We start from the raw sequence: 26,544 nt of genomic DNA on the forward strand, positions 1-26,544 counted from the left end.
AATCACCTCAAAAATAAATTTTTACTAATGTATCAATTATATCATATCTCATGAACCTTTAAGAGATTGGTTTTACTGGAGAAACCATAGGGAATCCCAGCCGTCACTATGATATTTTCTCCTGATACACCAAAATCTAAAGATTTCACGATATTGCTAACGCTCTCCAACATATTATCTGTGTCGGTAAATTTTTGCATGATAACGGGGGTGACTCCCCATACCAATGCCAATCGATGATAAGTAGTTATCCTTGGAGATGCAGCAACTATTTTAATATTTCTTCTGAACCTAGACAAAGCTCTTGCCGTATAACCACTATAAGTGGTGGCAACTATAACATCAATTCCTAATTGCTCGGCAATTTTTATTGCAGACATCGTTATCGAATTGGTAGCGGGATCTCCACCACCGTATGTTGAATAATCAAATTTGTAGTAGTACTCTTCTAGTATTTTTTCGGTTTCTTTAGCTACATTAGCCATAACTTTGACAGCTTGTTCAGGGTATTTCCCAATCGACGTTTCTTCAGACAACATAACTGCATCCGTCCCATCTAATATAGCATTAGCTATATCAGTAGCTTCTGCTCTTGTAGGAAAAGGATTGTTAACCATACTTTCAAGCATTTGGGTAGCTGTTATAGCAGGCTTTGCCATTGTATTTGCAATCTCTATTATTCTCTTTTGAAGTAAAGGAATTTGTTCAACTGGTGCTTCAACACCCAAATCTCCTCTTGCGACCATCACCCCATCAGCTTCTTCAATGATCGATTCAAGGTTGTCTAGAGCTTGTAATGTTTCGATTTTAGCGATAATGGGGAGATCGGGCATACCCAATTCCGTTAGAATTCTCCTCGTTCTAGTGATATCTTCAGCTTTTCTAACAAAAGATTGTGCTATATAATCTACGTTCCATTCTACAGCCTTGTTTAAATACTCCATATCTTTTTCTGTTAAAGGTGGCAAACTGATATCTATTCCAGGAACGTTTATCCCTCTTCTGTGAGTGATACTGCCACCGGTTACAACCTTCGTAACAATTTCTTTTTCGTTGCTGCTAACGACTACAAGTCGAATTTTTCCATCATCAAGAAGAATAAAATCTCCTTTTTTAACTTCTTTAGGTAATTCTCTATAATTTATACTCACCCTTTCTTTGTTGCCAACGATCTCCTCGATAGTCAAAATAAATTTCTGTCCCTCTTCCAACATTACTTGATCCGTCTCAAATTTGCCCGTACGAATCTTAGGACCTTCTAAATCGAGTAAAATGGCAAAAGGTATGTTCAAATCTTTTCGTATCTTCTTTATTAAATTTACTCTTTTCTCATGATCAGCAATGGTATCGTGAGAAGTATTCAATCTTGCTACATTCATTCCTGCATTTATCAATTTTTTTATCATCGTTTCATCTTGTGTAGCTGGACCAATTGTGCAAACGATTCTCGTCTTTTTATTTTCTATTTTTTCGTTCATAACTATCCTCCTAAAGATGCGTAACTTTTGGGTGTTTCTTCCCAAATTACATCTTTTTTTTAGATTCCATGCCTTGGGAATTTTCAAGGGGTTTACCCCTTGAACGCCCTAGGATAAAATCCCTGCCAGCTTTACAATCTCCATATCCAATTTATTATTTTCAGAAAGCACTTTTTCAAGAGGTGTTCTTATTAAATCGTTTTTACTCAAGCCCACCATCACGTTAAAATTTCCGTCTTTAATAGATTTTACTACTTCGTTCCCCATTCTTGAAGCTAAAATTCTATCGAAAGCAGTAGGTGAACCACCTCTTTGAATATGGCCTAAAATTGTTATACGCGTTTCAAAACCAATTCTATTTTCTAAATGTCTGGCAACTGTATAAGCGCTGGCAGATCCCTCCGCAACAACGACTATTGAATTAATCTTACCCCTTTTTCTTTCATCCCACATTTTTTCTGCTAAAGCGTCGTAATCGGTGGGAACTTCTGGTATTATTATAGCTTCCGCACCTATAGCAAGACCTGACATCAACGCTATGTATCCAGAGGTCCTTCCCATAACTTCGACGATAAAAGCCCTTTCGTGGGAAGAAGCGGTATCTTTTAACTTTTGCATGGCATCAACTACTGTGTTAAGACAGGTATCAACACCTATGCTCATATCGGTATATGCAATATCGTTGTCTATAGAAGCCGGTACGCCTACTACAGATATCCCTTGTTCTTCTGCTAGCAACTTTCCCCCAGTAAGACTCCCGTTACCCCCAATTATAACTAACACATCTATACCTAAATCCTTCAATATATCAGCAGCTTTTTTTCTAACTTCAGGAACTTTGAATTCTGGTACTCGAGAGGTTCTTAAAATGGTTCCCCCTCTTTCCATTATTCCACCAACATCTGAATATGTTAGTTTTTTATATTCTTTATCTAAAATACCAGCAAATCCTCTCAAAAACCCATACACTTCGATATTTTCCACAACTGCACTTCTTGTAACAGCCCTAATAACAGCGTTCATTCCAGGTGCATCTCCACCACTGGTCATTAAACCGATTTTTTTAACCTCACTCACTGTATCCCTCCTAAAAATCTTCATTATTTTATACTTCATTTAGAAATCCCAAAATTCATTTAGCGCCCCGTCGCCCCAATCCTTGCCCATTAAGATATAAGGTCGCAATTCTTTGCTCTTTGCTCTTTAAACTACCTTTTTATTATATCACTTGTTTTTTGACACTATTGTTAATTTCACTATAATTCAAATAATTCTTTAAAATCTTGTGTTATAATTAACCAGTAAAATAATTTAAACTAAGGTGGTAGAGTTGGAAATTAAATACGATAAAAATAGTATAATCAAAATATTAAAAGATAAAAAGATTAAGGTTACTCCAAATAGATTCAAAGTAGCCTTTGAGCTTTTTAACTCTAATGAACATCCGTCGATTGATCAATTGCATCAAAAGTTAGTAAAAAGTAATGAAACTCAGATTTCTTTCACTTCAGTGTATAACATTGTAAAATTATTTGAAAATGCAGGACTAGTAAAAGAAATTTTAATTGAAAATAAAATCCATTACGATTCTAACATCACCCCTCATGCGCATTTTATTTGCAAAAATTGTGGAAAAGTGCAAGATATAGAGTTAGATAAACTAAATTTCATAGATGAAAAGAAATTAATTAGTTTTAAAACTTTTACTGAAGAAGAATTAAAAGACAACAAAATCGACTCTGTTGAAATCACTTTCTATGGAATCTGTGGAGAATGTTTAAAACAAGAAAACAGTGAGGCGTAAGTCGATATTTTTGCCTCACTGTTTTTTTGACTTAATATAACAAATACCTTCAACTTTCATCCCCAGCTTATCAACGCCTACTCAAATTTCACCTTTAAATCCTTATTGGCTTTTATTTCGTCCAATCTTTTAATAGTTAAACTCAAAGGAGCTTCTTTTAATTTATCTGGTTCTTTCCTGGCTTCTTCTAAGATTTTCTCATATATAGACGCAACTTCATCCAAGGTTTCTTTGCTTTCGGTTTCAGTTGGTTCAATCATCATTGCTTCATCCACTATCAAAGGAAAATAAACTGTTGGAGGATGCATACCATAATCTAAGAGCCTTTTTGCAAAATCCAGTGTGCTTACACCATAATCTTTCAACGAAGTCCCTTTTATTACAAACTCATGCTTACAGACATCTGGATAAGCAACGTCTAAAAATTCCGACAACTTCTCTTTCAAATAATTCGCATTTAAAGTTGCAAGTTCACTTACCTTCTTCAAACCTTCTTTGCCCATTGATAATATGTAAGTGTATGCTTTGATTAGTACTAAAAAATTACCATAAAAGCTACGTACTTTACCAATGCTTTTAGGGATATCATAATCAAAATAATATTCCCCACTTTCTTTCATACCCACAACAGGTTTAGGCAAATACTCTTTTAAAAAAGACTTTACAGCTATAGGACCACTCCCAGGTCCCCCCATTCCATGAGGGGTGGAAAATGTTTTGTGTAGATTTAGATGAACAACATCGAAACCATTATCTCCAGGTCTTACTTTTCCCATTATTGCGTTTAAATTCGCCCCATCGTAGTACAACAAGGCATTGTTTTTATGCATCAAATCAGATATCTTCAGAATATCTTTTTCAAACAATCCCAAAGTATTTGGATTGGTAAGCATAATAGCGGCAGTATTTTCATTCACTAAAGATTTCAAATGATCTAAATCGACTCTTCCCTCATTATTCGAATTAACTTTAACCACTTCAAACCCTGCCATTACCGCAGATGCAGGATTCGTACCATGAGCGGAATCTGGTATGATAACTTCATTTTTATGACCTAAATTATTTTCTTGTAGATATTTCTTGATAACAAGCATTCCTGTAAGCTCCCCATGGGCACCAGCAGCAGGCTGCAGGGTAACATAATCCATCCCTGTTATCTCTTTGAGAAATTCTTGCAATTCATACATCAATTCCAACGCACCTTGTACTGTACTTTCCTCTTGGTAGGGATGAATAAATTTGAATCCATTCAAAGATGCAGCCTCTTCATTCAGAAAAGGATTGTATTTCATTGTACAAGAACCCAAAGGATAAAAACCTCTATCAACCGAATGGTTTAGACTGGCTAATTGATTGTAATGTCTAACAACATCAACTTCGTAAAGTTCTGGTAGATTCGGAGCTTCATTTCTAACTAAATGTTCTGGTATATCTATCTGAGATTCTTTGACATCCAATTTAGGAAGCGAATATGATGTTCTCCCGCTAACTGATTTTTCAAATATCAATTTCATGATAATCCCTCCAAGAAAGAACATAAAAAGTCGATATCTCTTTTTTTAGTCAGTTCTGTTGCACAAAACAGTACCTTATTCCCCATTTCTTCATAAAAATTCTTCAGTATCAAAGGTCCAAAATAATGTTGCTCCAACAGTTTTTCGTTGAGAAGATCAGGATCAATTTTGCTTTCTAATACAAACTCGTTAAAAAATGGTCCGTCAAATACAGGTTTAAACTTTTCAGTCTCTACCAATTTTTTTGCTAGATAATGGGCTTTATGATAATTCTGAAGAGAAACTTCTCTTATCCCTTGCTTTCCCATCACATTCATATACAAAGAAGCCAAAAGAGCATTGAATGCATGATTTGAACATATATTAGAAGTAGCCTTCTCTCTTCTTATATGTTGTTCCCTTGTCTGCAAAATCATGCAAAATCCTCTTTTACCATCTTGATCCACGGTTTCACCGATAATTCTGCCAGGCATCTTTCGGATGTACTTTTTTTTGGAAGCGAAGATTCCCAAACCTGGTCCCCCAAATGAAGGTGTATTTCCTAAAGATTGACCTTCTCCTACTACTATATCCACCCCAAATTTTCCAGGAGTTTCTAACAACCCTAAAGAGATTGGATAGGTAACTACAATGAAAATAACATCGCTAGGAACCTTTCCTCTTATCGCTTTCAAATCTTCTATTACACCAAAAAAGTTTGGATATGAAACTACAACACAAGATGTTTCTTGGGTGATTTTAGAAGTTAAATCGTCTAGATCTAATTGTCCCGTTTCAGATAAATAGCCTATTTGCTCTATATTCATCCCTTGCACTTCAACATAAGTTTTTGATACTTCTTGATATTCGGGATGAACCAATTTAGACATCAAAACATGATTTTTACCATTAATTCTTTTTGCCATTAAAATAGCCTCAGCTAAAGCTGAAGCACCATCGTACATAGATGAATTAGAAACTTCCATCCCCGTAAGATTGCAAATTTGAGTTTGATACTCATAGAGTATTTGGAGGGTACCCTGAGAAACTTCAGCCTGGTAAGGCGTATATGCAGTTAAAAAATTCCTATTTGAAGCTAAAGGATATATCACAGAAGGAATATAATGATTGTAAATTCCCGCACCTCTAAAAATCCCGTATTCTTCCATATTTTTATTCATTTGCGATAAATCGGTTAGCCTTTCTTTAACTTCTAATTCACTCAAACCCGATGGGATATTCAACTCACCTTTGAACAGTGCTGGAATATCCCGATAAAGTTCATCTATATCTTTTATTCCCAAAAAAGAAAACATTTCTTCTATGTCTTTTTGGGTATGGGGTAAATATGGAAAATCATTCATTATAACATCTCACCTCTTTTTATTATTCTTATATAAGTTGATATAGCGCCCCTTTGCCTCGTTTGTTACTTTGTACTTCTTACACTTCCTTTATAAAACGGAGTTTTCACGACCTCAGCTTCTAGTAACTTTTCCCTTGCTTTTATACTCACAATGGTTTCTAATTTTGAAAATTCTTTACTTACATAGCCTAAGGCTAAATTTTTCCCCAAAGTAGGAGACTTTACACCACTTGTCACAAACCCTATATTTTCATTATCTTTGAAAATTTCATACCCATGTCTCACGGGCATCTTGTCGTGTACTTCCATACCAACTAATTTTCTTTTGATTCCTTCTTCTTTTTGTTTCAGCAAAGCTTCCTTACCAATAAATTCTTTATTAAAATCAACAGTCCAACTTAGACCTGCCTCCAAAGGAGTAGTATTTTCATCCATATCGTTGCCATAAAGGAGCATTTTAGGCTCGAATCTCAAAGTATCCCTGCTTCCTAAACCACATGGTTTCCCATCAACCTCTTTAGCAAGTTGTATAAGTCTATCCCAAACTTTAACAGCGATCGCTGGAGACAGGTACAACTCAAAACCATCTTCACCTGTGTATCCGGTCCTTGATAATATTACTTCTTCTCCTTCCAATCCTAGAATTTTGAAGGAATAATATTCTATACTATCCAGATCAATATCTTTAAGATATTTTTGCAGTTGATCCTGGGATTTAGGACCTTGGAAAGCTATTTGGCAATATTCATCACTCTTGTTAATAACCTCAACATTAAAAGAAGAAGATTGCTTTCTTACCCAATCAAAATCTTTTTGAGTATTAGATGCGTTGACTACCAACAAGATCTTTTCTTCGTCTAATTTATAAGCGAGAAGATCATCTAAAATACCACCATCCTCGTTACACATAGGAGAGTACACAATTTTACCAATGGGTATCTTTTCCACATTATTCGTAATAAGGTGATTTACAAATTTCTGAGCATCTTTCCCTTGCACAAATAATTCACCCATATGAGATACATCAAAAACTCCAACACAATTTCTTACTGCGTTATGCTCATCAATAATAGAAGAATACCATAACGGAAGCTCCCAACCTGCAAATTCTCCCAACTTCGCTCCAAGTTCTATATGTCTTTCATAAAGCGGAGTCTTTTTAAGTTCAGACAAAGTAATTCCTCCCTTCTCCAATTCTTCAATTATAACTATCGCGCTTTCAAAATCTTTATCCTCAACATATAAATCGTAAATTGCTCCTTCACCGAAATATTCTCCACCTATTCCAATGGGAGATTTTAAAAATACTTGTATACCGTTTTCTTCCAAAATTTGTTTCAAAATCTGACTCTGTGAATAATTGCAGTAATCTTTTAGTTTTTTCAGCATTGTCTCACACCTCTCAGAGAGAAGATACTATTCAACCTTAATTATATCACTCTTTGAAAAAGTTAGAAAGTCGAAGTATTTTTAATTAGAAGAGTTTAAAAGCAATTAAAGACGATTAAAGAAGTTTAAATCGATTTTTCAAACAGCTTGTAAAACTACGTGTCTGTTATCCTCAGTGATTCCAAAGGCCGTCAATTTCCCACCGTACACACATCCCGTATCTATATCTACACTTATTATTTTCTTATTATTATCACGTTTCACAAAGATCTTATCTTCACCTGTTAAGTACAATGTTGGAGTATGTCCATGAATAACGGTATAATTAAAATACCTTTCTGACATACTTAAAAATTCATCTCTTATCCACAACAAATCCCATTTATCTTGTTTTGAAAGTGACTTTTTTGGATTAACTCCCGCATGTACAAACAAATATTTCTCGTTTTCTACTTCCAACTCATAATACAGAGGTAGATCTTTTAAAAAGTTTATGTACTCTTCCCCAATATTGTTATTGAAACTTTTAATTGTCGACAATGCACCGTTGTAAAACCAGACACCTTCTCCATACTCATGAGTTTTTTGACAATAGTCGACCATCATATCGTCATGGTTCCCCTTTAAAAAAATACGATTCCTCTGTTTGCTTAAAGTAATCAAAAGATCCTGCACCTTTTTTGAATCAGGTCCTCTGTCCACATAATCACCAAGAAAAATCATTGTGTCAGAATCTTTGATCTGTATCCGTTTTAAAAGCGAAATTAAAGTATCGTACATACCGTGGATATCTGAAATCGCCCAGATCACTTGAAACCCTCCCATGTGATCAAGTCTTTATCATAAAAAAATGGGCAGGAACCCTGCCCATTTTTTGGAATTTACTTCACCATATCTTTTAATTCTTTACCAGGAACGAATTTTGGAACCATCTTTTCTGGAATCTTAATAGCTTTTCCAGTTTGTGGGTTGACACCTTTTCTAGCTGCTCTTTTCTGAACTTTGAAAGTTCCAAAACCAACTAACTTAACCTCTTCACCCTTACTTAAAGCCTCAGACACTACATCAACAAAAGCATCAACGAAACTTTCTGCATCTTTCTTTGTTACGTTAGCCTTCTTTGCAAAAGCATCAACTAAATCTTTCTTATTCACAAACATTCCCCCTTTCAACAGATAAAGATTCTTAAATCCTGATTCTACGGAACTTCAACGAAATTATACCATAAAACCAAAAAAATATCCACTTTTGAATCAATATTATGAAAAATTACTCTTTATTTTCTAATATTTTAGCACTTTTTAAAAAAAGAAGCAACTTTTTTATAGCCTTTGCCCTATGACTTATGCTATTTTTTACGTCTTTGGTCAGTTCTCCAAATGTATAATCGTATCCATCGGGAATAAAAATAGGATCGTAACCGAAACCATTCTTTCCTCTTATCTCAAATGCTATTTTACCATAAACTTCTTCTTGACAAGTAACTAAAATATTTTTTTGAGGGTCAAAATACGTCGCCGCACAGGCAAAATAAGCGGTTCTATCTTTTTCATTTTCCAGCATTGATAATAATTCCTTCATTTTCTGCTCATAGGAATGATTTTCCATGAACCTTGCAGAGTTCACGCCAGGGAATCCTCCTAGTGCAATTATAGACAAACCAGAATCATCTGAAAAAACCGGTTTTTTTATTAATTTTGAATAAGCCCAAGCTTTAATAACAGAATTTTCTACATAAGTTTCACCATACTCTTCTACTTCAAAATTATCCTCTTTTATCTCATCAAATATATATTTAACAGTGATACTTCCATTTATATCAATATTTTGCAAGATTTCATTGATTTCTCTTACCTTGTTTCTGTTTGATGTAGCCAAATAGACGTCACTCAAAATCTTCTGCCACCTTTTTTAGTTCGATTATCTCTTGTGAAGGATTTTCTGAATAAAACACACTGGCACCAATGATAAAAGTGTTAACGCCACTTTGGTGAAGTAATCCGATGTTCTGTTTATTCACTCCTCCATCAACCATTATTTCAACATTCAGTCCTTTCTCATCAGAGAGTCTTCTTAATTTTCTCACTTTTTCATAAGTAGTTTCTATAAAATGTTGTCCAGTAAATCCTGGATTAACCGACATAATCAATACCTTGTCCACATATGGTAGAATTTCTTCTAAAAGTGACACTGGAGTATGCGGATTTAAAGTAACACCTGCTTCACACCCCAACTCTTTGATTTTTAATACAGTTCTGTGTAGATGTGTGACTGCTTCATAATGCACTGTTATGCTATTCACAGACTTAGAAAAGTTTTCTAAATATTTATCTGGTTCAACTATCATCAAATGAGCATCCAAATATATATCTTTAAATTTTTTTCTAATCGATTCTACTATTGGAAAACCAAAAGTAATGTTTGGAACAAACACTCCATCCATAATATCGAGATGTATTCCATCAGCATCTTTAGAAACTTTCTCTACTTCTTGAGCTAAATTCAAAAAATCAGCAGCTAAAATGGAAGGATATATTTTTATCAAACTGAAACACCCCTATTGTAATTTTAGTGAACTATCTTCTATTTCTTCGTATATTTGACAATAATTGGTATACCTACTCAATGAAATCTGTCCGTTCTCTACAGCCTCTTTAATTGCACATCCAGGTTCAACCGTATGGGAACAATTAGAAAACTGGCAAAAACCGTCAAATTCCAAAAATTCTTTGAAATAACGCCTTACTTCATCTTTTTTTATTCCCCTTAACTCTAAACTCGAAAAACCAGGTGTGTCGACTATATATCCTCCAAAATCAAAATAAAGCAGTTCAGCATAAGTTGTTGTGTGTTTACCTCTACCTAATTTTTTGGAGATTTCTCCTTCTCTAAGTTTCAATTTTGGATCTAAAACATTCAATAAACTGGACTTTCCAACTCCAGAAGGACCTGCAAAGGTCGATACTTTGTTTTTTAAATATGATTTTAATATATCTAAATTATTTTTCGTTAATTTCGATGTAGGAATCACAGGATAAATTTTACCATAAATTTCTATAAATCTTTCCATTTCTCTTTTTTCTTCGTCACTACCAAGCAAATCCGTTTTGTTTAACACTATGACTACATCAAGCTTCTCTTTTTCAGCAAGAACTATGATTTTATCGACTACTATCAAATCTACTTGAGGCTCTTTAATTGAGGTAACTAAAACAAGCTGATCCAAGTTAGCTACTCTAGGCCTGTATAATTCATTTTTTCTCTCTAAAATGTTTTCTATTCTTCCATAAGTATTTTGTTGGTCCTTAGAATACTCTACATAATCGCCAACAATGGGCCTAATCTTCTGTAATTTGAATCTACCAGGGAGAAAGCAGTTAATTTTTTGATTACTTTCCAAATCTTGAACGGTTACCATATCCGAATGAAATCTAACAACTATACCCTTTCTCCAACTCATTGATTACTCCCTTCATATTTACCGACATAGAGAATCACCCTTTCTCCACTATAATTATTTCCTGGTGTTGGAGACATGTTCAATACCACATCATTTTCTTCAGGTTTATAAGTTAATTGATTTCTAATTTCAAAGGCTATGTTGTACTCATTTAAAAACTGTTGTGCTACCCCGGAAGGTATTCCTATCAGATCAGGAATCTTCAGAGTATTCATCTCTCTAAGTTGGACTATTACGTGATGTCCTTCTTTTACCTTTGTACCAGGTTCAGGATCGGTATACAAAACTTTTTCTCCATTACCTACTACGTTTGGAATTAGATTTAATTCCTCTAAAGAAGAGATTGCTACCTTTTTATCTTCCCCGATCAAATATGGAATCTCAACCATATTGGAACTATTGGCAAAAACTGTCATAAAAAAAAAGGCAAATATTCCAGAGGCAACTATCCCTAAAATAAAAAATATCAAATTTTTTATTAATTTTCTTACTTTAATCATTATGTTCACCTATTAGCTTCTTTTAACTCTCTAGTTCTTAATTGGCCACATGCGGCTGATATATCACTACCTTTCTCAGCTCGCACCACAGCATCAATTCCGTTCTTAACGAGAGTATCCAAAAAAGCTTGAATAAACCTTTTTGACGGCTTTTCAAAGCCCGCTGGATTTTCATTGACAGGAATTAAATTAACCATCACTTTCAAATCACCAAATAGTTCAACTAATTTCAAAGCGTCCTCTTTTGAATCATTAAATCCTTTTATCAAAATATACTCAAAAGTAACCCTCTTTTTTGTTTTTTTCTGATAAATTCGGCATGACTGAATAACCTGCTCTACCGGATATTTATGATTTATTGGCATTATTTGATCTCTTTGAAGATTCGTTGGTGCGTGAAGTGAAACAGAAAGTCGAAACTCTTTGTTCAAATCTCCTAATTCTTCAATTTTCTGAGGAATTCCCGCGGTTGAAATGGTTATATGTCTTGCCCCTAACTTTTTCATCTTTGGATGGTTTAATATCTCTATGGTTTGAACAACGTTGTTAAAATTTAATAATGGTTCACCCATTCCCATGTATACAACATTTTTTACATCCATCTCTTTGTCTTTTTCCATAGCTAACAGTTGACCAATGATCTCACCTGTCGATAAATTTCTAACGTAACCGCTTTGTCCTGTAGAGCAGAAAGAACATTTCAGTGGGCAACCAACTTGTGTTGATATACAAGCTATCGTTCTTGAAGGGTAGTAAATAATTACCGCTTCAACAGTGTTCTTATCCTCTAACTCCAAAAGATATTTGGTGGTTCCATCTATCTTTGAAACCTCTTTTTTAACAATATGAGGAATAGATATTTTAAAATTATCACTGAGTTTTTGTCTATCGTCTTTAGATAAATTAGTCATCGATTCGAAATCAAAAACTCTTTTCTTATAAATCCAATCACAAATTTGATCAGTTCTAAACTTTTCAAGTCCCAATTCATTGAGCAAATAACTTTGCAAGTCTGAATATTCAAAATCTAAAATGTTTTTTGTTTGCATATAACTTCCTCTCCATTAAAATATATACTATCGTTTCCCCTGTACCCCTTTGAAAATCAGAATCTTAGTTTAATATCTTCTAAATCTTACTTTTAGCGCCCCTTCGCCCCGCAGCCCGCCCATAAGGATAAAAGAATTTTCATCCCTTCCCCTACAACCCGTCCATAAGGATAAAAGAATTTTTATCCCTTGACCCTGCCAGCCCACCCCTTTAAGTAGGTGAAAGATCAGCCTATTATACGTCATAAATCAATAACTAAGATGAAAAGAAATAATTCGGAGCTTCACGTGTAATCTTTACATCATGTGGATGACTTTCTGTTATACTTGCGGTTGTAATTTTTATAAATTTAGCCTTTTGCTGTAATTCCTTGATATCTTTTGCCCCAACATACCCCATTCCAGCTTTGACTCCTCCAACTAATTGTATTATAACATCTTTTACCTCACCTTTGTATGCTACCATAGCTTCAACACCCTCTGGCACAAGTTTCTCATTTGGTGTACCTTCTTGGAAATATCTATCTTTGCTTCCTCTTTCCATAGCTGCTATCGAACCCATGCCTCTGTATGTTTTAAACTTCCTACCTTGATAAATTATCGTTTCGCCAGGTGCCTCTTCAGTACCTGCAAAAATACTTCCCATCATCACGGTAGAGGCTCCTGCAGCTAAAGCTTTGACGATATCTCCAGAATATCTTATCCCACCATCTGCAATAACAGGAACGCCGTATTTATTCGCTTCTTCTGAAACTTTCATAATTGCACTTAACTGTGGTACCCCAACACCGGAAATAACTCTGGTGGTACAAATAGAACCTGGGCCAATTCCAACTTTTACTGCATCTGCTCCGCTTTCTATTAACATCTTGGCAGCTTCAGCAGTAGCTATATTTCCAGCAATTACAGGGAGTTCCGGGAATCTTTCTTTTATCTTTTTTAAAGTTTCAATAATATTTTTGGAATGTCCATGGGCTGAATCTAAAACAACAAAATCGACTCCTGCATCAACTAATTCTTGCGTTCTTTGTAAACCATCTGAAACACCAACAGCAGCTCCAACAACTAAACGCCCTTTATCATCTCGTGTTGCGTTTGGGTTTTCGATTACGGAAGTAATATCTTTTATCGTTATCAAACCTTTTATATGTCTTTTATCATCTACTATAGGCAATTTCTCTATTTTATTTTGATGAAGTATCTCTTTTGCCTCTTCCAAAGATATATGTGAACCAGCTACAACTAAATTTTGGTAGGGAGTCATCAATTCTTTAGCTTTCTTTTCCATATTTTGTTCAAACCTAATATCTCTATTGGTCAATATACCCAAAAGAACTTTATCATCATCCACAACTGGTAATCCACCAATTCTGTACTCTCTCATGATCTTTTCAGCTTCTTTAACGGTTGTATCGGGCGTAATTGTTATGGGATCGTATATAATCCCGTTCTCTGTCTTTTTTACCTTTGAAACCTCATAGGCTTGCTGTTCAATCGACATATTTTTATGAATAACACCAACGGCACCTTCTCTTGCCATAGCTTTTGCCATTTGGGATTCAGTCACAGTATCCATCGCTGCAGAAAGAAAGGGGATTTTTAAATGGATATTTTTTACTAAATAAGATGTAGTATCAACCCTGCTCGGTACAACTTCGCTATACTGCGGTAGTAGTAACACATCATCAAAAGTTAGATACTCTTCCATTTCTCTGCCTCCTTGCCGTGGTGAATATTAACGTAAAAAAACGTTTTTAGCGCCCCTTAGCCGGGGCCCTGCCCTGTAACCCATTTAAAATTATTTAATTTTTAAAATATTTATTCTATCTAGATTTGCGCCCCTTCGCCCCGCAGCCCACCCATGATAAAAGATTTAATATATAAAAAATGAGGGAATATTTCCCTCATATTGGTGGAGTCGATGGGACTTGAACCCACGACCTCTACCGTGCCATGGTAGCGCGCTCCCAGCTGCGCCACGACCCCGTAAATATAGAAACTTCATTTAAGCATAAGAATTATAACACAACTGATCTCTTTTTTCAAGCATTTTTTTTAACATAAAATCACAATTTCTAATTAATTTTTATTATTGTAGTTGACAAAACGTTAGAATTCAACCCTGCTTAATAGTACCCCTTCTGCGTCGTAGAGGGCTGCAATATCGCTATCGTTATTCCATATATAAGCGCCCGTCCATTTTAAATTAGTTGGAGGTTCATCTATTGCGTTACTGCCTGACAAAATATTCACACATTTTCCAGCTTTAAGTATATATCCATCTGGAAAATTAAACTTTTGGTTCCCAACTTCGCTAACCAAAACCCATCCTGTTAAATCAACGTCTTTATCAGTATTGTTGCAGATAGTAACCTTTTCATCAGAAACATCTAAATACGTAATAAATATAGAAGTTTTTTGTGGTGCTGATTCTTGAGCATCTTCCATGGGATTAACAATGTTAATTGGTTCAACGTTAAAATTTATTTTATTCCCATCACTAATAGCTATAATATGTCCCTGCAAATCTGTACGAAAAAGATCTACCTTACACATTTCCAATCTTTCTAATACTTCCTGTGCTGGATGACCGTAATTATTATTTTTACCCACAGATATAACCGCATATTTTGGACTAACTTCCTTTAAAAACTCTTGCGAGGTCGAAGAATCGGACCCATGATGTCCAACCTTAAGGACATCTGCCTTTAAAAACATACTATTATCTATCATATCTTTTTCAGAAATTTTATCGGCATCTCCAGTGAAAAGATAAGAAGAATTTCCAAAATCTAACTTCATAACAGCACTCCAAGAATTAAGATCTGTTCCATAATTTTTCACCGGTCCAACAAAATACACATTGCTGAATGAAGGGCAACCTATCACAGCCGCTAAAGCAGGATTAATTAAAGTAATCCCAGCCTTAGCTGTTTTAATGTAGGTCCCTTCGTTTCTCACTTCTAAAACAAAATCATTATAGGTTTTCGTGGTGTGAGAAACATCCGGGGCATAGACATTTTCAACTTCAAAGGCTTTTAAAACATCATCAAACCCACCTATATGGTCTGCATCAGGATGAGTAGCTATCAAATACTCTATTTCATCAACATCTTGGGATTTGAGGTAAGTAACTACATCATCACCATACCAATTATTACCACCGTCAATTAAAATATCAACATTATTCGGTAATTTTATATAAACTGAATCACCTTGGCCAACATCAATAAAATGAACTTCAATATCCGAAGTGATAGGAAGAGTTATGCCTGATCTTTCTAAAAATGGCAAATAATCTTCAATCAGGTCTATTAATTTTTGGATATAGTTAACTTTCCAATACATTAGTTCATCTGTTTGGTAGCTCGTGACGTAACTCCAAATAAAGCTTGGAGAATTAAAGGATAGAGAAAGGGAAAAAGGAAGAAGTAATATGCAAAATATCAGTAGAACCTTCTTCATAAGTATCTCCTCATTACTTTGTTTATTATTATATTTTTACTATCCTTAGGAGCTTTAAAACATCTGTTAGCGCCCCTTCGCCCCGCTGCCCACCCATAAGGAAAAGAAGTTTTTATCCTTCATCCCCGCAGCCCACCCATAAGGAAAAGGAAGGATCTGAAGCCTTTAACCCAGCAAGGGAAGAGCCACGTAGCCCACTTCATGATCCATATTTTATATTATATCATTAAATCATAAAATTACTCTTCGTAAAACTTTAAATTATAAATATGCTATAATATTATAAACCACATAGGAGGCGATTTTTATGAAAAAGTACCTAAGTGTTTTCTTTGTTGTTTTGTTCTTATTTTCCACTATTTTCGCTTTCAAAGTAACCATGGTCACCGACGTAGGAGGGCTAGGAGACAAATCATTCAACGACGGAACGTGGCAAGGCGTTTTAAGAGCAAGAGACGAATTAGGTGTAGAAATTGCAGTAATCCAATCATCTGAACAAACAGATTATTTACCAAATCTATCTAATGCTGCAAGAGATTCAGACGTTGTAATCGCCGTGGGCTTTATGATGACGGATGTTCTATTCAACGTAGCTCCCCAATTTCCTGATGTTTATTTTGTAGGGATAGATATCGAACCATCTCCTGGACAAGTAGTCCCTTCAAACGTAGTTTGTTATGTTTTCAACGAACATGAATCAAGCTTCCCAGCAGGTTATTTGGCTGCAATGATGAGTAAAACAGGAAAAGTTGGATTTATAGGAGGAGTTCCAGTTCCTGCCGTTACCAAATTCGAAGCTGGCTACGCAGCAGGGGTTAAAGTATACAATGAATTACATAACGAAGATGTCCAAGTCGTATCAGGCTATGCAAACACCTTCAATGACCCTGCTTTAGGAAAGAGTTTAGCTTTAACACAGATGGAGAACGGAGCAGACATTGTTTTTCATGCGGCTGGGCCCACGGGTAACGGAGTAATTGATGCTGCTAAAGAAAGAGGAAGCAATCTGTACAATCTCCCCCAAAATGCATCTTTGGAGCAAATCATCGATAAATACTATGAATTAGAAAAGAATTATTTTGCAATAGGCGTGGATGTAGATCAAGATTACATGGCTCCGGGTTACGTATTAACGAGTGCGATGAAAAGAGTGGACACAGCTGCTTTTGAAGGCATTCAATCCGCCATGTCCGTAAGAACCTTTGAATCTGGTGTCTTTAGATTAGGTATGAAAGAAGACGGTGTCAGTATAACGCCAATGAAATACACAAGAAGCATGGTGCCCATTAGATACTTTGTAGAAATCGAATATCTAAAAAAATTGATAAAAGAAGACAAATTAATAATACCATCAGATCCTTCCCAAATTGGATCATTTGAAGTTCCTGAGATAACTTTTCCATATTAATTATTAAAATATCCCGCTTTTTGCGGGATATTTTATATTTTAACTAAACACTCTCACCAACCATATTCACCTATTAAAGGAACAAACATACAACCATCAGAGTATTCAACCTTCATATTTCCATCCTCTAACTTAGTTATTTTATGTAAACGTTGAAAGGTTCTAGAACCAATTGGAATTACCATTCTACCACCAATTTTAAGTTGAGAAAACAAAGGTTCAGGAACCTTTGGAGCTGCCGCTGAAACTATGATTCCGTCAAACTCAATCTCTTCTTTTGTCCACCCTTTTGTTCCATCTCCAACCTCTAAAACAATATTTTTATAACCTAATTCCTCAAATTTATTCTTTGCTCTTTGAGCTAACGTTTCATTTCGTTCTATCGTATAAACAAGACGCACTATCTCTGCCAGTAAAGCCGTTTGATAACCAGATCCCGTTCCTATCTCTAAAACTACGTCGTTTTCTCTTAACTCTAATAATTGAAGCATTAAGCCGATTATATAAGGCTGAGAAATAGTTTGCCCTTCGCCAATAGGCAAAGGGCAATCATCATATGCATACCTCTCAAGATCTTTTAGTACAAACAAATGTCTTTTAACCTTCAAAAAAGCATTTAGAACCTTTTCATCGCTTATACCTCTTCTTTTAAGCTGATACTCAACCATCATTCTATTTTCTTCCTCAAAATCCATCAAAATTTTCCTACCTTAGAAGAAATATATTCATCTATTGCCTTAGCAGCTCTTTTACCTGCACCCATTGCCTCGATAACGGTTGCTGCACCTGTAACTATGTCTCCTCCTGCCCAAACTCCTTCAACAGAAGTAACCCCGGTAACGGGATCTGCCTCTATATAACCCCATTTATTCAGTTTCAATTCAGGAAATGCATTGAGTAATACCTTGTTTGACTCTTGACCTATAGCAACGATAAAAAGATCTGCGGGTATTTCAACGTAACTATTTTCAATGGGGATAGGTCTTCTTCTACCAGAAGAATCAGGTTCTCCCAATTTCATCTTTTGACAGACAACACTTGTCAATTCTCCCTTTTCGTTTCCTTTACACTCTATTGGATTAGTCAGCCACATAAAATTAATTCCCTCTTCAACGGCGTTTTCATATTCTTCTTTTCTTGCTGGCATTTCTTCCTCCGATCTTCTGTACACCACTGTTACGGTTTCGGCACCAAGCCTTAACGCCGATCTTGAAGCATCCATCGCGACGTTGCCTGCTCCAACAACTACCACATGTTTGCCTACCTTAACCGGAGTATCAACCAAAGGAAACTCATATGCTTTCATCAAATTAACCCTTGTTAAGAATTCACTTGAAGAGTAAACCCCGTTCAAATTTTCCCCTGGGATATTCAAGAATCTGGGGGTCCCCGCACCTGTACCTATAAATATAGCGTCGAACTCTTCTCTCATTTCATCTATTGTAATTGTCTTTCCTACCACTACATCCGTCTCAATTTCCACTCCCAATGATTTAACATACTCGACTTCTTCAAATACTATCTCTTTTGGAAGTCTGAACTCAGGGATACCGTAGGTCAAGACCCCTCCGGGTTTGTGCAAGGCTTCAAAAATTTTTACGTAATATCCCATCTTTGCCAAATCTGCTGCCACCGTCAGTCCTGAAGGTCCTGCACCTACAACGGCAACTTTCCCCTTGACATTGTCTTTAGACACTTGGATATTATTCTTTTCATTTTTTCTTTGAACTCTTTCCCAATCCGCCACAAACCTTTCTAATCTTCCTATGGCAACTGGTTCAAAAGCACCTGATTTACCTAGGGTACATGCACCTTCACACTGATTCTCCTGCGGACAAACTCTTCCACAAATAGACGGTAGATTGTTGTAACTCTTCAGTATTTCTGCAGATTTGGCAAGATTACCTTCTTTCAACTCTCTTATAAAACCTCGTATATCTACACCAACGGGACATCCGTTTATACAATTATATGCGCTATCAGGACATTGTAAGCATCTATCGGCTTCCATCATAGCCTCTTCCAAACAATAACCATATGCAACCTCTTGAAAGTTGTGCTTTCTCTCTTCGGGAGGTTGTTTTTTCACAGGAACTTTATTCCTCAAAATCTTTTTTGGACGTTTTTTTCTTTTTTTTCTTCTAAAGACTCCTTCTCCTCAACTTTGTACTGCCCCAGTCTCTTTAACAATTCATCCCATTCAACGAGCTCACCTTCAAACTCAGGGCCATCCACACAGGCAAATTTAACGCTATCTCCAACTGTTACCCTACACCCACCACACATTCCTGTTCCATCTACCATAATTGGATTCAAAGATACTATTATTGGAAAACCGAGTTCTTGAGCGGTCTTTGTGGCAAATTTCATCATTATAACTGGTCCAATAGCCCAAGCCTTATCTATTTTTTCACCATCTGACACTACCTTTTTCATACCATCGGTAACCAAACCTTTCATACCTTTTGATCCATCATCTGTTGTTACTATCAACTTATCAGAAAGCTGTGTAAACTCATCTTCTAAAATTAAAAGATCCGCGGTTCTTGCTCCCATAATTGTTATTACCCTGTTGCCTTTTTCTTTCAATGCTTTTAAAATAGGTAAAATTGGGGCAACACCTATACCTCCACCAATCAACAATACCGTCCCATAATAATCTATTTCTGAAGGATTGCCCAAAGGTCCAACGACATGGGCAAAGGAATCACCATTTTCAAAAGTTGACATTTTCGTCGTGCTTTTACCAACCACTTGAAATATGAGCCTTATCTTATCCTCAGTTTTATCCACTATAGTTAGAGGAATTCTCTCTCCATCTTCCTCTGCTATAACTATAACAAACTGACCAGGTTGTGCATGAGCTGCTATCTTTGGTGCTTCAACCCAAACGCTGTATACATCTTGAGCTAACTTCTTTTTCTCGGATATTTCGAACAAAACTTCCACCCCTTTTTAGTTTTTTTCAATGTTTCTATTGAGATATTCTTGCACTAAAGCATCGAACATTTTCCCATGTTTAGGGTATCTCAAGTGTAATAATTCATGAATAATTACCTCAAATCTAAAACTTTTTGGCTCATTTAAAAGTTTTTTATCAAAGGTTAACCTACCTCTTGAAGAGCAACTTCCCCATTTTTTACTCATTTCACGAATATGAATTTCTTTTGGTTGTACCCTGATATCTTTTGCTAAATTCCAAACTTCGGCTTTAAACTCAATTGGGTCAATCATTAGCATTCCTACCTTTTAGTATGTAGAGATATTTTTCGAATAACTGTTTTATTTTTTCGCCTTTGAGACCCTTCGGCCTTAATAAACCGTAAAATTCACGTCTCATTTCTCTTTCCTGATCTTCGTCCTTGTCCCAAAGAGGATAATTTTCCTTTTCTTTCTCGAATTTTTCAGCAATATTCTCGGCATCATCGATAGATTCAGCTTTCAATAATTCTTTGAGTGTAAAGAATGCTGCTGATTTTCCACTTTCTTTTTGAGCCTTCTTCTTGTCGTTTGTTTCTTGTACCAAGTTCTTTAGACCATTCAAAGTTTCTTCTGTACTCTTCTGTCTGTTTTTGTACAAGGAAAGTAAATTCTCCGCTTTTTCTCCAATTGTAATGAGAATTGGATATTCTTTGCTTTCTTCTTCAACAGTCTTTTCAATACTCTTGTATAAATTAAAAACCTTTTCAACGTCTGAAGCATTACTTTCTTCAATTCTCTTTAAAGTATATTCATCTATAACAAAAACTTCCAATGTATCTTTAATTTTACTATTTTTTGTGTACTTTTGAATTAATTTCTTTGTTTTCTCTGTGAATTCCTCATCGACAGATACACCTTTTTCATATGCATTTTTCAAAATCTTATACATCCTTGAAAGGGTGTCATAATCTTGTAGATATTTCTTTAAAAATTTGTCGGGGGATAATATCTCATACAAACCAGAAAGCTTCTTATAGTACTCATAAAATTCATTACGTTTTTCTTCATCCCTAAAATACTCTAAGACCGCATCTACAGATTTATCTCTATCTTTTTTGGCAACGATAGAAAGATATTTCTCTTTGCCAATTTCCATTTGTACTGCAAAATCTTCCTTTAAAAGTTCAATATCTTCGATTACCCCTTCTATATCCTCAGAATCAAAAGCAAGTGCCTTTTCTAAATTATTAAAAATTCCAACAAAATCGACAACAAGTCCATTCTTTTTATCTTTTTCATCCTTCTTGTACGGCCTATTGATTCTGGCTATAGCCTGTAAAAGAACGTGATCTCTCATCGGTTTATCTAAATACATGCAATAAAGAATCGGTGCATCAAACCCCGTCAATAATTTTTCGGTTACGATTAAAATTTTTGGTAGCTCCCCAGGCTTTTTAAAGTTCTCTCGAACTTTTTTCTCTTCCATTTCAGATAAATAATACTTCGTCATTTGCGGGGGATCATTTTGACTCTGACTATATACAACTTTAGAGTATTCAGGGGGCAGGTGTTTATCTAATTCTTCCTTGTATAATGCACAGGCTTCTCTATCAACAGCGACAAGAAATGCTTTGAAACCCATTGGTTCGATGTACTCTTTAAAATGCCTTGCTACAAATTTTGATATCAACTGAACTCTATCATTGTTTTTTAGCATATTTTTAAGTTTTACGGCTTTTTCTAAAACCTTGTTAAGCTCTTCTACATCGTTAACCCCTTGAGTCTCTGCCAGTGCCAAAAATTCTTTCTCAAGAACATCTTTTTCAATCATCATTTTATTTGGCGCAAACGTATAATACAAGGGAACGGTGGTGCCATCTTTAATCGATTCTGATATGCTGTATTTATCAAGGTATCCTTTAGGGGGATCATCTTTACCAAATGTAACAAACGTACCTTTTCCATAATTTGTCTTATCGATGGGAGTACCAGTAAAGCCTATATAAGTTGCATTTGGTAAAGCTCCTTCTAAAAATGTACCAAGCTTCCCACCTGTACTCCTGTGGGCTTCATCCACTAAAACAAAAATATTTTCTCGTAGATTCAAATCAGCAGGAATATTATCAAACTTATGAATCATACTAACAATTAAACCTCTTTTATCGGTTTTAAGAAGGTGCCTTAGATGTTTTTTACTTTCTACAACCTCTACATTTTCAATGCCAACGGATTTCAGATTACTGAACAACTGTGATTCAAGTTCGTTTCTATCAACGAGCATAATCACTGTCGGATTTTCAAAAAAGGGATCTTCTATAATTTTCTTCGCCGTTACAATCATAGTGTAAGTTTTACCAGAACCTTGAGTATGCCAAATTAAACCACGTTGCTTTGAAGGATCTTTAGCCCTTTCAACTATCTTATCAACAGCTTTCATTTGATGAGGCCTTAAAACAACTTTTTTAAGCTCCTCATCTTGCTTTGTAAAAAGAATAAAATCTGTAAGTATCTTTATTATCCTTTTTCTATCAAAAAAAGTTTTAATTAACGTTTCATAATCTTGATCTAATTCATCCTTCCATTCAAAGAGGGATCCTCCTGAAAGATTCCAAGTTGTGCCGTAATAAAAGCGAATCACATCTATTAAACCAAATATTTGTAAAACAGCCAAAAGTTCTGGCGCTTGCTGATGATACCTTTTTACTTGCTTATAGGCTTCATTAAGCGGATCAATTCTATGAGGTGCTTTCGTTTCTACGAGGATAAACGGAACACCATTAATAAGAAACACCACATCTGCCCTTATCGTTTTGCTCCCATTTGTAAATGTAAATTCATCGGTAACTTGGAATATATTCCTATCTATCTCAGAGGTATCCAAAAACGTTACGTTTCTTTCTCTTTTTTCAGTTGGCACAAATATAGTTTTAAGTCCTTTTAAATATTCCCAGACTATTAAATTACCTTGTATATTGGGAAGAATTCTTTCAAGATCTTTTAATACTTCTTCTGCGAAAAGATGGTCCATAAACCCAGGATTGAGTCTTTGAAGTTGCTTTATAAATACATCTTTGAATATTAAGCCTTTTTCTCCACCTTTTAGCCTCAAGGCTTCGTCAGGATTGACGTATTCCCAACCAAGGTTCAGAAAAACCTTGCTTCCATCTGATGATCCATATTCAGCAGATTCTTCTTGTACGTATTTTATAATTGGATCCTGAGCAGAATATTTTTCATCTCCCAAGCCCATAGTCACACCACCACTTTCTCACTTTTTTCTCTAATAAAGTTACTAATATTTTCTCTTTGCTTTTGGTAAAAGTAACTAAAAAATCTTTTTTATTCATCGAAAACATTCTCCAAATGATTTACTCTTATTTTTGCGGTCATAAGATTATGCAACAGTGATTTAAAGAGATCTTCAAGGGCCTTTTTCATGCTCTCTTCCGCCTCGATTTTTTGATCGATCGCTGAGAGAATTGAAGCGATCTTTTTTTGTTCAGAGAGGGGAGGGAGGGGAAGAAGTAATAATTTTAATCTACCTTGATTTATTGAAGATTGATTTACCGCTCTTGATGCAATTCCCATAAATACACCTTTTCTTCTATAAAAGCTAATCAAAAAATTTAAAAACCAAGGATTTAACAGATCAGCTTTTACTCTTAACATTAATAAATTCATTCCGTGAAGAAAAACAAAAGGCTCATTCTCATATATTGCTGAATTTCCAAGATAAGGTTCGCTATTTATATGACTAAATAAAATATCTCCTTCATGTAATTTATATTTTTTAATTTCTTGTTCTGTAAGTCCTTCAATATACCCCACTTTTTGAGGATTTATTTTACCTGAAGAAATTGTTTCTATCCTAGAAACCGGCAAACCTCTACCTTCTTTGTTTTGTTTCTTTGTTATTCCATTTCTTAATAACTCTAAATAATCCCCAAGCCTCACAACTTCCCACTCTTCAGGTATCAATCCAATCTCCGTTTCTTTAAGCGGTATGTTTTCAATTTCTTCCAAACTTACAGGCCCGTAAGTAAACAGGTACTTCATCATGGACTTTTTGAGTTCTTTTGTTGCTTTTATAACATCCTCCGTCTTCTCCTTTGCCTCTTGTACTATAGAGAGGACATAGGCAATCTTTTTTTGTTCAGAGAGCGGAGGGACGGGGATTTTGAAACTCTCAACTATACCCTTATTTACATTTTTTTGTGTACTTTGAATATTTTGCATTTTCAACCTTTCAGCATTAAATTTAAGAAGATAAGCCCCAAAAACTTTATCAAAATTACCCTTTGGAATTATTGCTAGTATCGCTTGATTAGTCGCTAATGGAATAGTATTTATTGCTGTTTCTCCAATTGTTGCATACATGCTTAACAAAAGCGAGTTCTCAGGTACTATCCAGGCATTAGAATTCTTTAACCCTTCTTCTGTGATTGTATTTTTTGTTTTTGACAAATATAATCCACAAGAAGTTATATCTTCAATTAACGCAAAAGGTATTTCTCCATTCCAATATTCTTTTATTCCTCTCTTTGGTGTTCCTCCAGCCTTCATTTTTTGAACAACATCCCCTAACCTCACAACTTCCCATTCATTCGGCAATAATCCCAGTTCTGTTTTTTTGTATTCTTCTTTTTGATTAAGATCTAATTCCATAATCCCATCTCTTTTAAAATGACCTCTAATTTTTCATCGGCTTCTTTTCTCTCTTCTTCTGCCTCTTTTAATTGTACAACAGCATCCTCCAACGGCAATGTTTCATCTTCTCCATTCTGGGCAACATAGCGAGAAGGGCTTAAGTTATAATCATTTTTCGCTGCTTCTTCTTTGGAAATTATTTTACTTATTCCCTCTTCTTCCTTCCAATTGAGATAGATCTTTGCTATCTTTTCAATACTACTATCAGGCAAGAAGTTCTTAGGTCTTCCTTTTTCATAGAGCTTTGATGCGTTTATGAGAAGTATCTGGTTTTGCCTTTGTGCTGGTTTTAACTTATTAATCACTATGATAACCCCTGGTGCTGAAGTGTTGTAGAATAAATTCTCTGGAAGTAATAAAACCGATTCTACAAAATCTTTTTCAACAAATTCTCTTCTTATATCTCTTTCTCTATTTTTCCCAACATTTCCACTCCCCCTTGATACAGCACCTGTATCAATTACCAAAGCCATCTTCCCATCATTTTTCAATGAAGCAAACATATGCTGGATCCATCCCCAGTCTGCACTATTTGATGGAGGGTATCCAAAAATGAATCTATTGTAAGGATCGTTTTCATAAACAGATTGTGCAAATGTTTGATTCCACATTGGATTTGCAGTTACTAAATCGAATTTACTGAGTGATCCTTCGTCGGTTAAAAATGCTGGTCTAATCATCGTATCGCCAAGGGCAATTTGTGCTTCCACGTCGTGTATAAAGATATTCATTTTCGCCATAGCATACGTTGAATGCAAGATTTCTTGCCCATAGAATTTAGGATGTTCTTTATCTCTGTCTTCTCCATATTTTTCTTTAAATCTCAAATGTGCCTTAATCAACAATCCCCCAGATCCACAACAAGGATCATAGACTTCATTACCTGGTTTTGGGTCTAAGATCTTTGACATCAATATTGCTACCTCACTAGGGGTGTAAAACTCACCAGCACTTTGCCCAGAACCTTCGGCAAATTTTCTCAACAAATATTCGTATGCTCGACCTAAAATATCTGGATCAACATCTTTCAAACCAAGGCGATATCTTCCTAAAACATCAATTAATGCCACCAACACATCATCACTTATAATTCTTTGACCACCTGCAGTTGCGTTGAAATCTACAATATCTATTACACCTTGAAGTTTGGGATTGTATCTTGCAATTGTTCTTACGGCGTCGGTTAAATATTCTCCGACATTTGTAGTTTTTTTAGCAACTTCAGACCATCTTGCTTCTGGTGGCAAATAAAAACGAACTAATTTAGGATCTATTTTGATATCATCTTCCGCTGACTCTAGTGGACCATATCTTTCTGATAACTCGTTCAATTCGTCTTCGAACACGTCAGAAAGTCTTTTTAAAAATATCAAAGGTAAGATATAATCCTTATATTTGGGGGCATCTATAGGTCCTCTTATTTTACACGCAGCTTCCCAAAGCCAGTTTTCTAAAGTTTTGGTATCAAGGTTATTTTGAGCCATTTGTTGTCCTCCTATCTAC

At 35.4% G+C, this 26,544-nt stretch carries 23 protein-coding genes and 1 tRNA gene; 2 read left to right on the top strand and 22 right to left on the bottom strand.

The window, feature by feature from the left end:
* Window positions 1-41: 41 nt before the first annotated feature.
* Both pyk and pfkA read right to left on the bottom strand, forming a co-directional pair.
* On the bottom strand, window positions 42-1,478 hold the full coding sequence (gene pyk, locus NAAC61_RS07660; protein ID WP_103064809.1) for a pyruvate kinase: 1,437 nt from the start codon (window positions 1,476-1,478) through the stop codon (window positions 42-44).
* 108 nt (window positions 1,479-1,586) lie between these two features.
* Complete coding sequence (gene pfkA, locus NAAC61_RS07665; RefSeq protein WP_369973670.1) at window positions 1,587-2,579, bottom strand: 6-phosphofructokinase; 993 nt, start codon at window positions 2,577-2,579, stop codon at window positions 1,587-1,589.
* 229 nt (window positions 2,580-2,808) lie between these two features.
* On the opposite strand from pfkA, the gene NAAC61_RS07670 reads away from it, so the two are divergent.
* Window positions 2,809-3,282: a Fur family transcriptional regulator gene (locus NAAC61_RS07670; protein WP_158245175.1), complete on the top strand. Its 474-nt coding sequence runs from the start codon at window positions 2,809-2,811 to the stop codon at window positions 3,280-3,282.
* A 77-nt stretch (window positions 3,283-3,359) separates the two neighbouring features.
* On the opposite strand, the gene gcvPB is transcribed toward NAAC61_RS07670, so the two are convergent.
* From gcvPB to NAAC61_RS07735, 13 genes are all read right to left on the bottom strand, one after another.
* Window positions 3,360-4,796, bottom strand: a complete 1,437-nt coding sequence (gene gcvPB / locus NAAC61_RS07675) for an aminomethyl-transferring glycine dehydrogenase subunit GcvPB (RefSeq protein ID WP_202695619.1) — start codon at window positions 4,794-4,796, stop codon at window positions 3,360-3,362.
* Window positions 4,793-6,139, bottom strand: a complete 1,347-nt coding sequence (gcvPA, locus tag NAAC61_RS07680) for an aminomethyl-transferring glycine dehydrogenase subunit GcvPA (protein ID WP_202695620.1) — start codon at window positions 6,137-6,139, stop codon at window positions 4,793-4,795. The genes gcvPB and gcvPA overlap by 4 nt, the downstream gene beginning before the upstream one ends.
* A 65-nt stretch (window positions 6,140-6,204) precedes the next feature.
* A complete protein-coding gene (gcvT, locus tag NAAC61_RS07685; protein ID WP_202695621.1) occupies window positions 6,205-7,530 on the bottom strand; it encodes a glycine cleavage system aminomethyltransferase GcvT in 1,326 nt (441 codons plus the stop codon).
* A gap of 138 nt (window positions 7,531-7,668) precedes the next feature.
* On the bottom strand, window positions 7,669-8,340 hold the full coding sequence (locus tag NAAC61_RS07690; RefSeq protein ID WP_202695622.1) for a metallophosphoesterase: 672 nt from the start codon (window positions 8,338-8,340) through the stop codon (window positions 7,669-7,671).
* Window positions 8,341-8,411: 71 nt separating this feature from the next.
* On the bottom strand, window positions 8,412-8,684 hold the full coding sequence (locus NAAC61_RS07695) for an HU family DNA-binding protein (RefSeq protein WP_012209694.1): 273 nt from the start codon (window positions 8,682-8,684) through the stop codon (window positions 8,412-8,414).
* A gap of 115 nt (window positions 8,685-8,799) precedes the next feature.
* The gene (gene rdgB, locus NAAC61_RS07700; protein WP_202695623.1) at window positions 8,800-9,423 is read right to left on the bottom strand and encodes an RdgB/HAM1 family non-canonical purine NTP pyrophosphatase; all 624 of its coding nucleotides are present in this window, start codon (window positions 9,421-9,423) and stop codon (window positions 8,800-8,802) included.
* Window positions 9,416-10,075 (bottom strand): ribulose-phosphate 3-epimerase, encoded by a 660-nt coding sequence (gene rpe, locus NAAC61_RS07705; protein WP_012209692.1) that lies wholly within the window; start codon window positions 10,073-10,075, stop codon window positions 9,416-9,418. The genes rdgB and rpe overlap by 8 nt, the downstream gene beginning before the upstream one ends.
* 12 nt (window positions 10,076-10,087) lie before the next feature.
* A complete protein-coding gene (rsgA, locus tag NAAC61_RS07710) occupies window positions 10,088-10,990 on the bottom strand; it encodes a ribosome small subunit-dependent GTPase A (protein ID WP_121515474.1) in 903 nt (300 codons plus the stop codon).
* A complete protein-coding gene (locus NAAC61_RS07715; protein WP_012209690.1) occupies window positions 10,987-11,490 on the bottom strand; it encodes a PASTA domain-containing protein in 504 nt (167 codons plus the stop codon). The genes rsgA and NAAC61_RS07715 overlap by 4 nt, the downstream gene beginning before the upstream one ends.
* A 5-nt stretch (window positions 11,491-11,495) precedes the next feature.
* Window positions 11,496-12,539: a 23S rRNA (adenine(2503)-C(2))-methyltransferase RlmN gene (rlmN, locus tag NAAC61_RS07720; RefSeq protein ID WP_121515476.1), complete on the bottom strand. Its 1,044-nt coding sequence runs from the start codon at window positions 12,537-12,539 to the stop codon at window positions 11,496-11,498.
* A gap of 256 nt (window positions 12,540-12,795) precedes the next feature.
* Window positions 12,796-14,247, bottom strand: coding sequence for an IMP dehydrogenase (guaB, locus tag NAAC61_RS07725; RefSeq protein WP_121515477.1), 1,452 nt, complete (start codon window positions 14,245-14,247; stop codon window positions 12,796-12,798).
* A gap of 202 nt (window positions 14,248-14,449) precedes the next feature.
* Window positions 14,450-14,525 (bottom strand) — tRNA-Ala (locus NAAC61_RS07730).
* 123 nt (window positions 14,526-14,648) lie between these two features.
* Window positions 14,649-16,004, bottom strand: a complete 1,356-nt coding sequence (locus NAAC61_RS07735; RefSeq protein ID WP_202695624.1) for an MBL fold metallo-hydrolase — start codon at window positions 16,002-16,004, stop codon at window positions 14,649-14,651.
* A gap of 307 nt (window positions 16,005-16,311) precedes the next feature.
* Here NAAC61_RS07735 and NAAC61_RS07740 point away from each other — a divergent pair, with 307 nt between their 5' ends.
* Window positions 16,312-17,412 (top strand): BMP family lipoprotein, encoded by a 1,101-nt coding sequence (locus tag NAAC61_RS07740; RefSeq protein WP_012209686.1) that lies wholly within the window; start codon window positions 16,312-16,314, stop codon window positions 17,410-17,412.
* A gap of 53 nt (window positions 17,413-17,465) precedes the next feature.
* Here NAAC61_RS07740 and NAAC61_RS07745 read toward each other — a convergent pair whose 3' ends face one another.
* The 7 genes from NAAC61_RS07745 to NAAC61_RS07775 form a co-directional block, all read right to left on the bottom strand.
* A complete protein-coding gene (locus NAAC61_RS07745; protein ID WP_202695625.1) occupies window positions 17,466-18,107 on the bottom strand; it encodes a protein-L-isoaspartate(D-aspartate) O-methyltransferase in 642 nt (213 codons plus the stop codon).
* Window positions 18,107-19,522, bottom strand: coding sequence for an NADPH-dependent glutamate synthase (gltA, locus tag NAAC61_RS07750; RefSeq protein WP_202695655.1), 1,416 nt, complete (start codon window positions 19,520-19,522; stop codon window positions 18,107-18,109). Before gltA ends, NAAC61_RS07745 begins: the two co-directional genes overlap by 1 nt.
* Window positions 19,516-20,352: a sulfide/dihydroorotate dehydrogenase-like FAD/NAD-binding protein gene (locus NAAC61_RS07755; protein ID WP_202695626.1), complete on the bottom strand. Its 837-nt coding sequence runs from the start codon at window positions 20,350-20,352 to the stop codon at window positions 19,516-19,518. Before NAAC61_RS07755 ends, gltA begins: the two co-directional genes overlap by 7 nt.
* 15 nt (window positions 20,353-20,367) lie before the next feature.
* Window positions 20,368-20,646: a M48 metallopeptidase family protein gene (locus tag NAAC61_RS07760; RefSeq protein ID WP_121959608.1), complete on the bottom strand. Its 279-nt coding sequence runs from the start codon at window positions 20,644-20,646 to the stop codon at window positions 20,368-20,370.
* Entirely contained in the window at window positions 20,639-23,584 is a 2,946-nt protein-coding gene (locus NAAC61_RS07765) for a type I restriction endonuclease subunit R (RefSeq protein WP_202695627.1), read from the bottom strand. Before NAAC61_RS07765 ends, NAAC61_RS07760 begins: the two co-directional genes overlap by 8 nt.
* 89 nt (window positions 23,585-23,673) lie before the next feature.
* The gene (locus tag NAAC61_RS07770; protein ID WP_202695628.1) at window positions 23,674-24,999 is read right to left on the bottom strand and encodes a restriction endonuclease subunit S; all 1,326 of its coding nucleotides are present in this window, start codon (window positions 24,997-24,999) and stop codon (window positions 23,674-23,676) included.
* Window positions 24,990-26,525, bottom strand: coding sequence for a type I restriction-modification system subunit M (locus NAAC61_RS07775; RefSeq protein WP_202695629.1), 1,536 nt, complete (start codon window positions 26,523-26,525; stop codon window positions 24,990-24,992). The genes NAAC61_RS07770 and NAAC61_RS07775 overlap by 10 nt, the downstream gene beginning before the upstream one ends.
* Between the last annotated feature and the right edge of the window lie 19 nt (window positions 26,526-26,544).

Source organism: Petrotoga sp. 8T1HF07.NaAc.6.1 (assembly GCF_016772115.1).
Classification (GTDB): domain Bacteria; phylum Thermotogota; class Thermotogae; order Petrotogales; family Petrotogaceae; genus Petrotoga; species Petrotoga mobilis.

Bases quoted from the DNA above. Each gene is read 5' to 3' on its own strand.
- pyk (WP_103064809.1), bottom strand. From the start codon at position 1,478: ATGAACGAAAAAATAGAAAATAAAAAGACGAGAATCGTTTGCACAATT.
- pfkA (WP_369973670.1), bottom strand. From the start codon at position 2,579: ATGAAGATTTTTAGGAGGGATACAGTGAGTGAGGTTAAAAAAATCGGT.
- gcvPB (WP_202695619.1), bottom strand. From the start codon at position 4,796: ATGAAATTGATATTTGAAAAATCAGTTAGCGGGAGAACATCATATTCG.
- gcvPA (WP_202695620.1), bottom strand. From the start codon at position 6,139: ATGAATGATTTTCCATATTTACCCCATACCCAAAAAGACATAGAAGAA.
- gcvT (WP_202695621.1), bottom strand. From the start codon at position 7,530: ATGCTGAAAAAACTAAAAGATTACTGCAATTATTCACAGAGTCAGATT.
- rsgA (WP_121515474.1), bottom strand. From the start codon at position 10,990: ATGAGTTGGAGAAAGGGTATAGTTGTTAGATTTCATTCGGATATGGTA.
- NAAC61_RS07715 (WP_012209690.1), bottom strand. From the start codon at position 11,490: ATGATTAAAGTAAGAAAATTAATAAAAAATTTGATATTTTTTATTTTA.
- rlmN (WP_121515476.1), bottom strand. From the start codon at position 12,539: ATGCAAACAAAAAACATTTTAGATTTTGAATATTCAGACTTGCAAAGT.
- guaB (WP_121515477.1), bottom strand. From the start codon at position 14,247: ATGGAAGAGTATCTAACTTTTGATGATGTGTTACTACTACCGCAGTAT.
- NAAC61_RS07735 (WP_202695624.1), bottom strand. From the start codon at position 16,004: ATGAAGAAGGTTCTACTGATATTTTGCATATTACTTCTTCCTTTTTCC.
- NAAC61_RS07740 (WP_012209686.1), top strand. From the start codon at position 16,312: ATGAAAAAGTACCTAAGTGTTTTCTTTGTTGTTTTGTTCTTATTTTCC.
- NAAC61_RS07745 (WP_202695625.1), bottom strand. From the start codon at position 18,107: ATGGATTTTGAGGAAGAAAATAGAATGATGGTTGAGTATCAGCTTAAA.
- NAAC61_RS07760 (WP_121959608.1), bottom strand. From the start codon at position 20,646: ATGATTGACCCAATTGAGTTTAAAGCCGAAGTTTGGAATTTAGCAAAA.
- NAAC61_RS07765 (WP_202695627.1), bottom strand. From the start codon at position 23,584: ATGGGCTTGGGAGATGAAAAATATTCTGCTCAGGATCCAATTATAAAA.
- NAAC61_RS07770 (WP_202695628.1), bottom strand. From the start codon at position 24,999: ATGGAATTAGATCTTAATCAAAAAGAAGAATACAAAAAAACAGAACTG.
- NAAC61_RS07775 (WP_202695629.1), bottom strand. From the start codon at position 26,525: ATGGCTCAAAATAACCTTGATACCAAAACTTTAGAAAACTGGCTTTGG.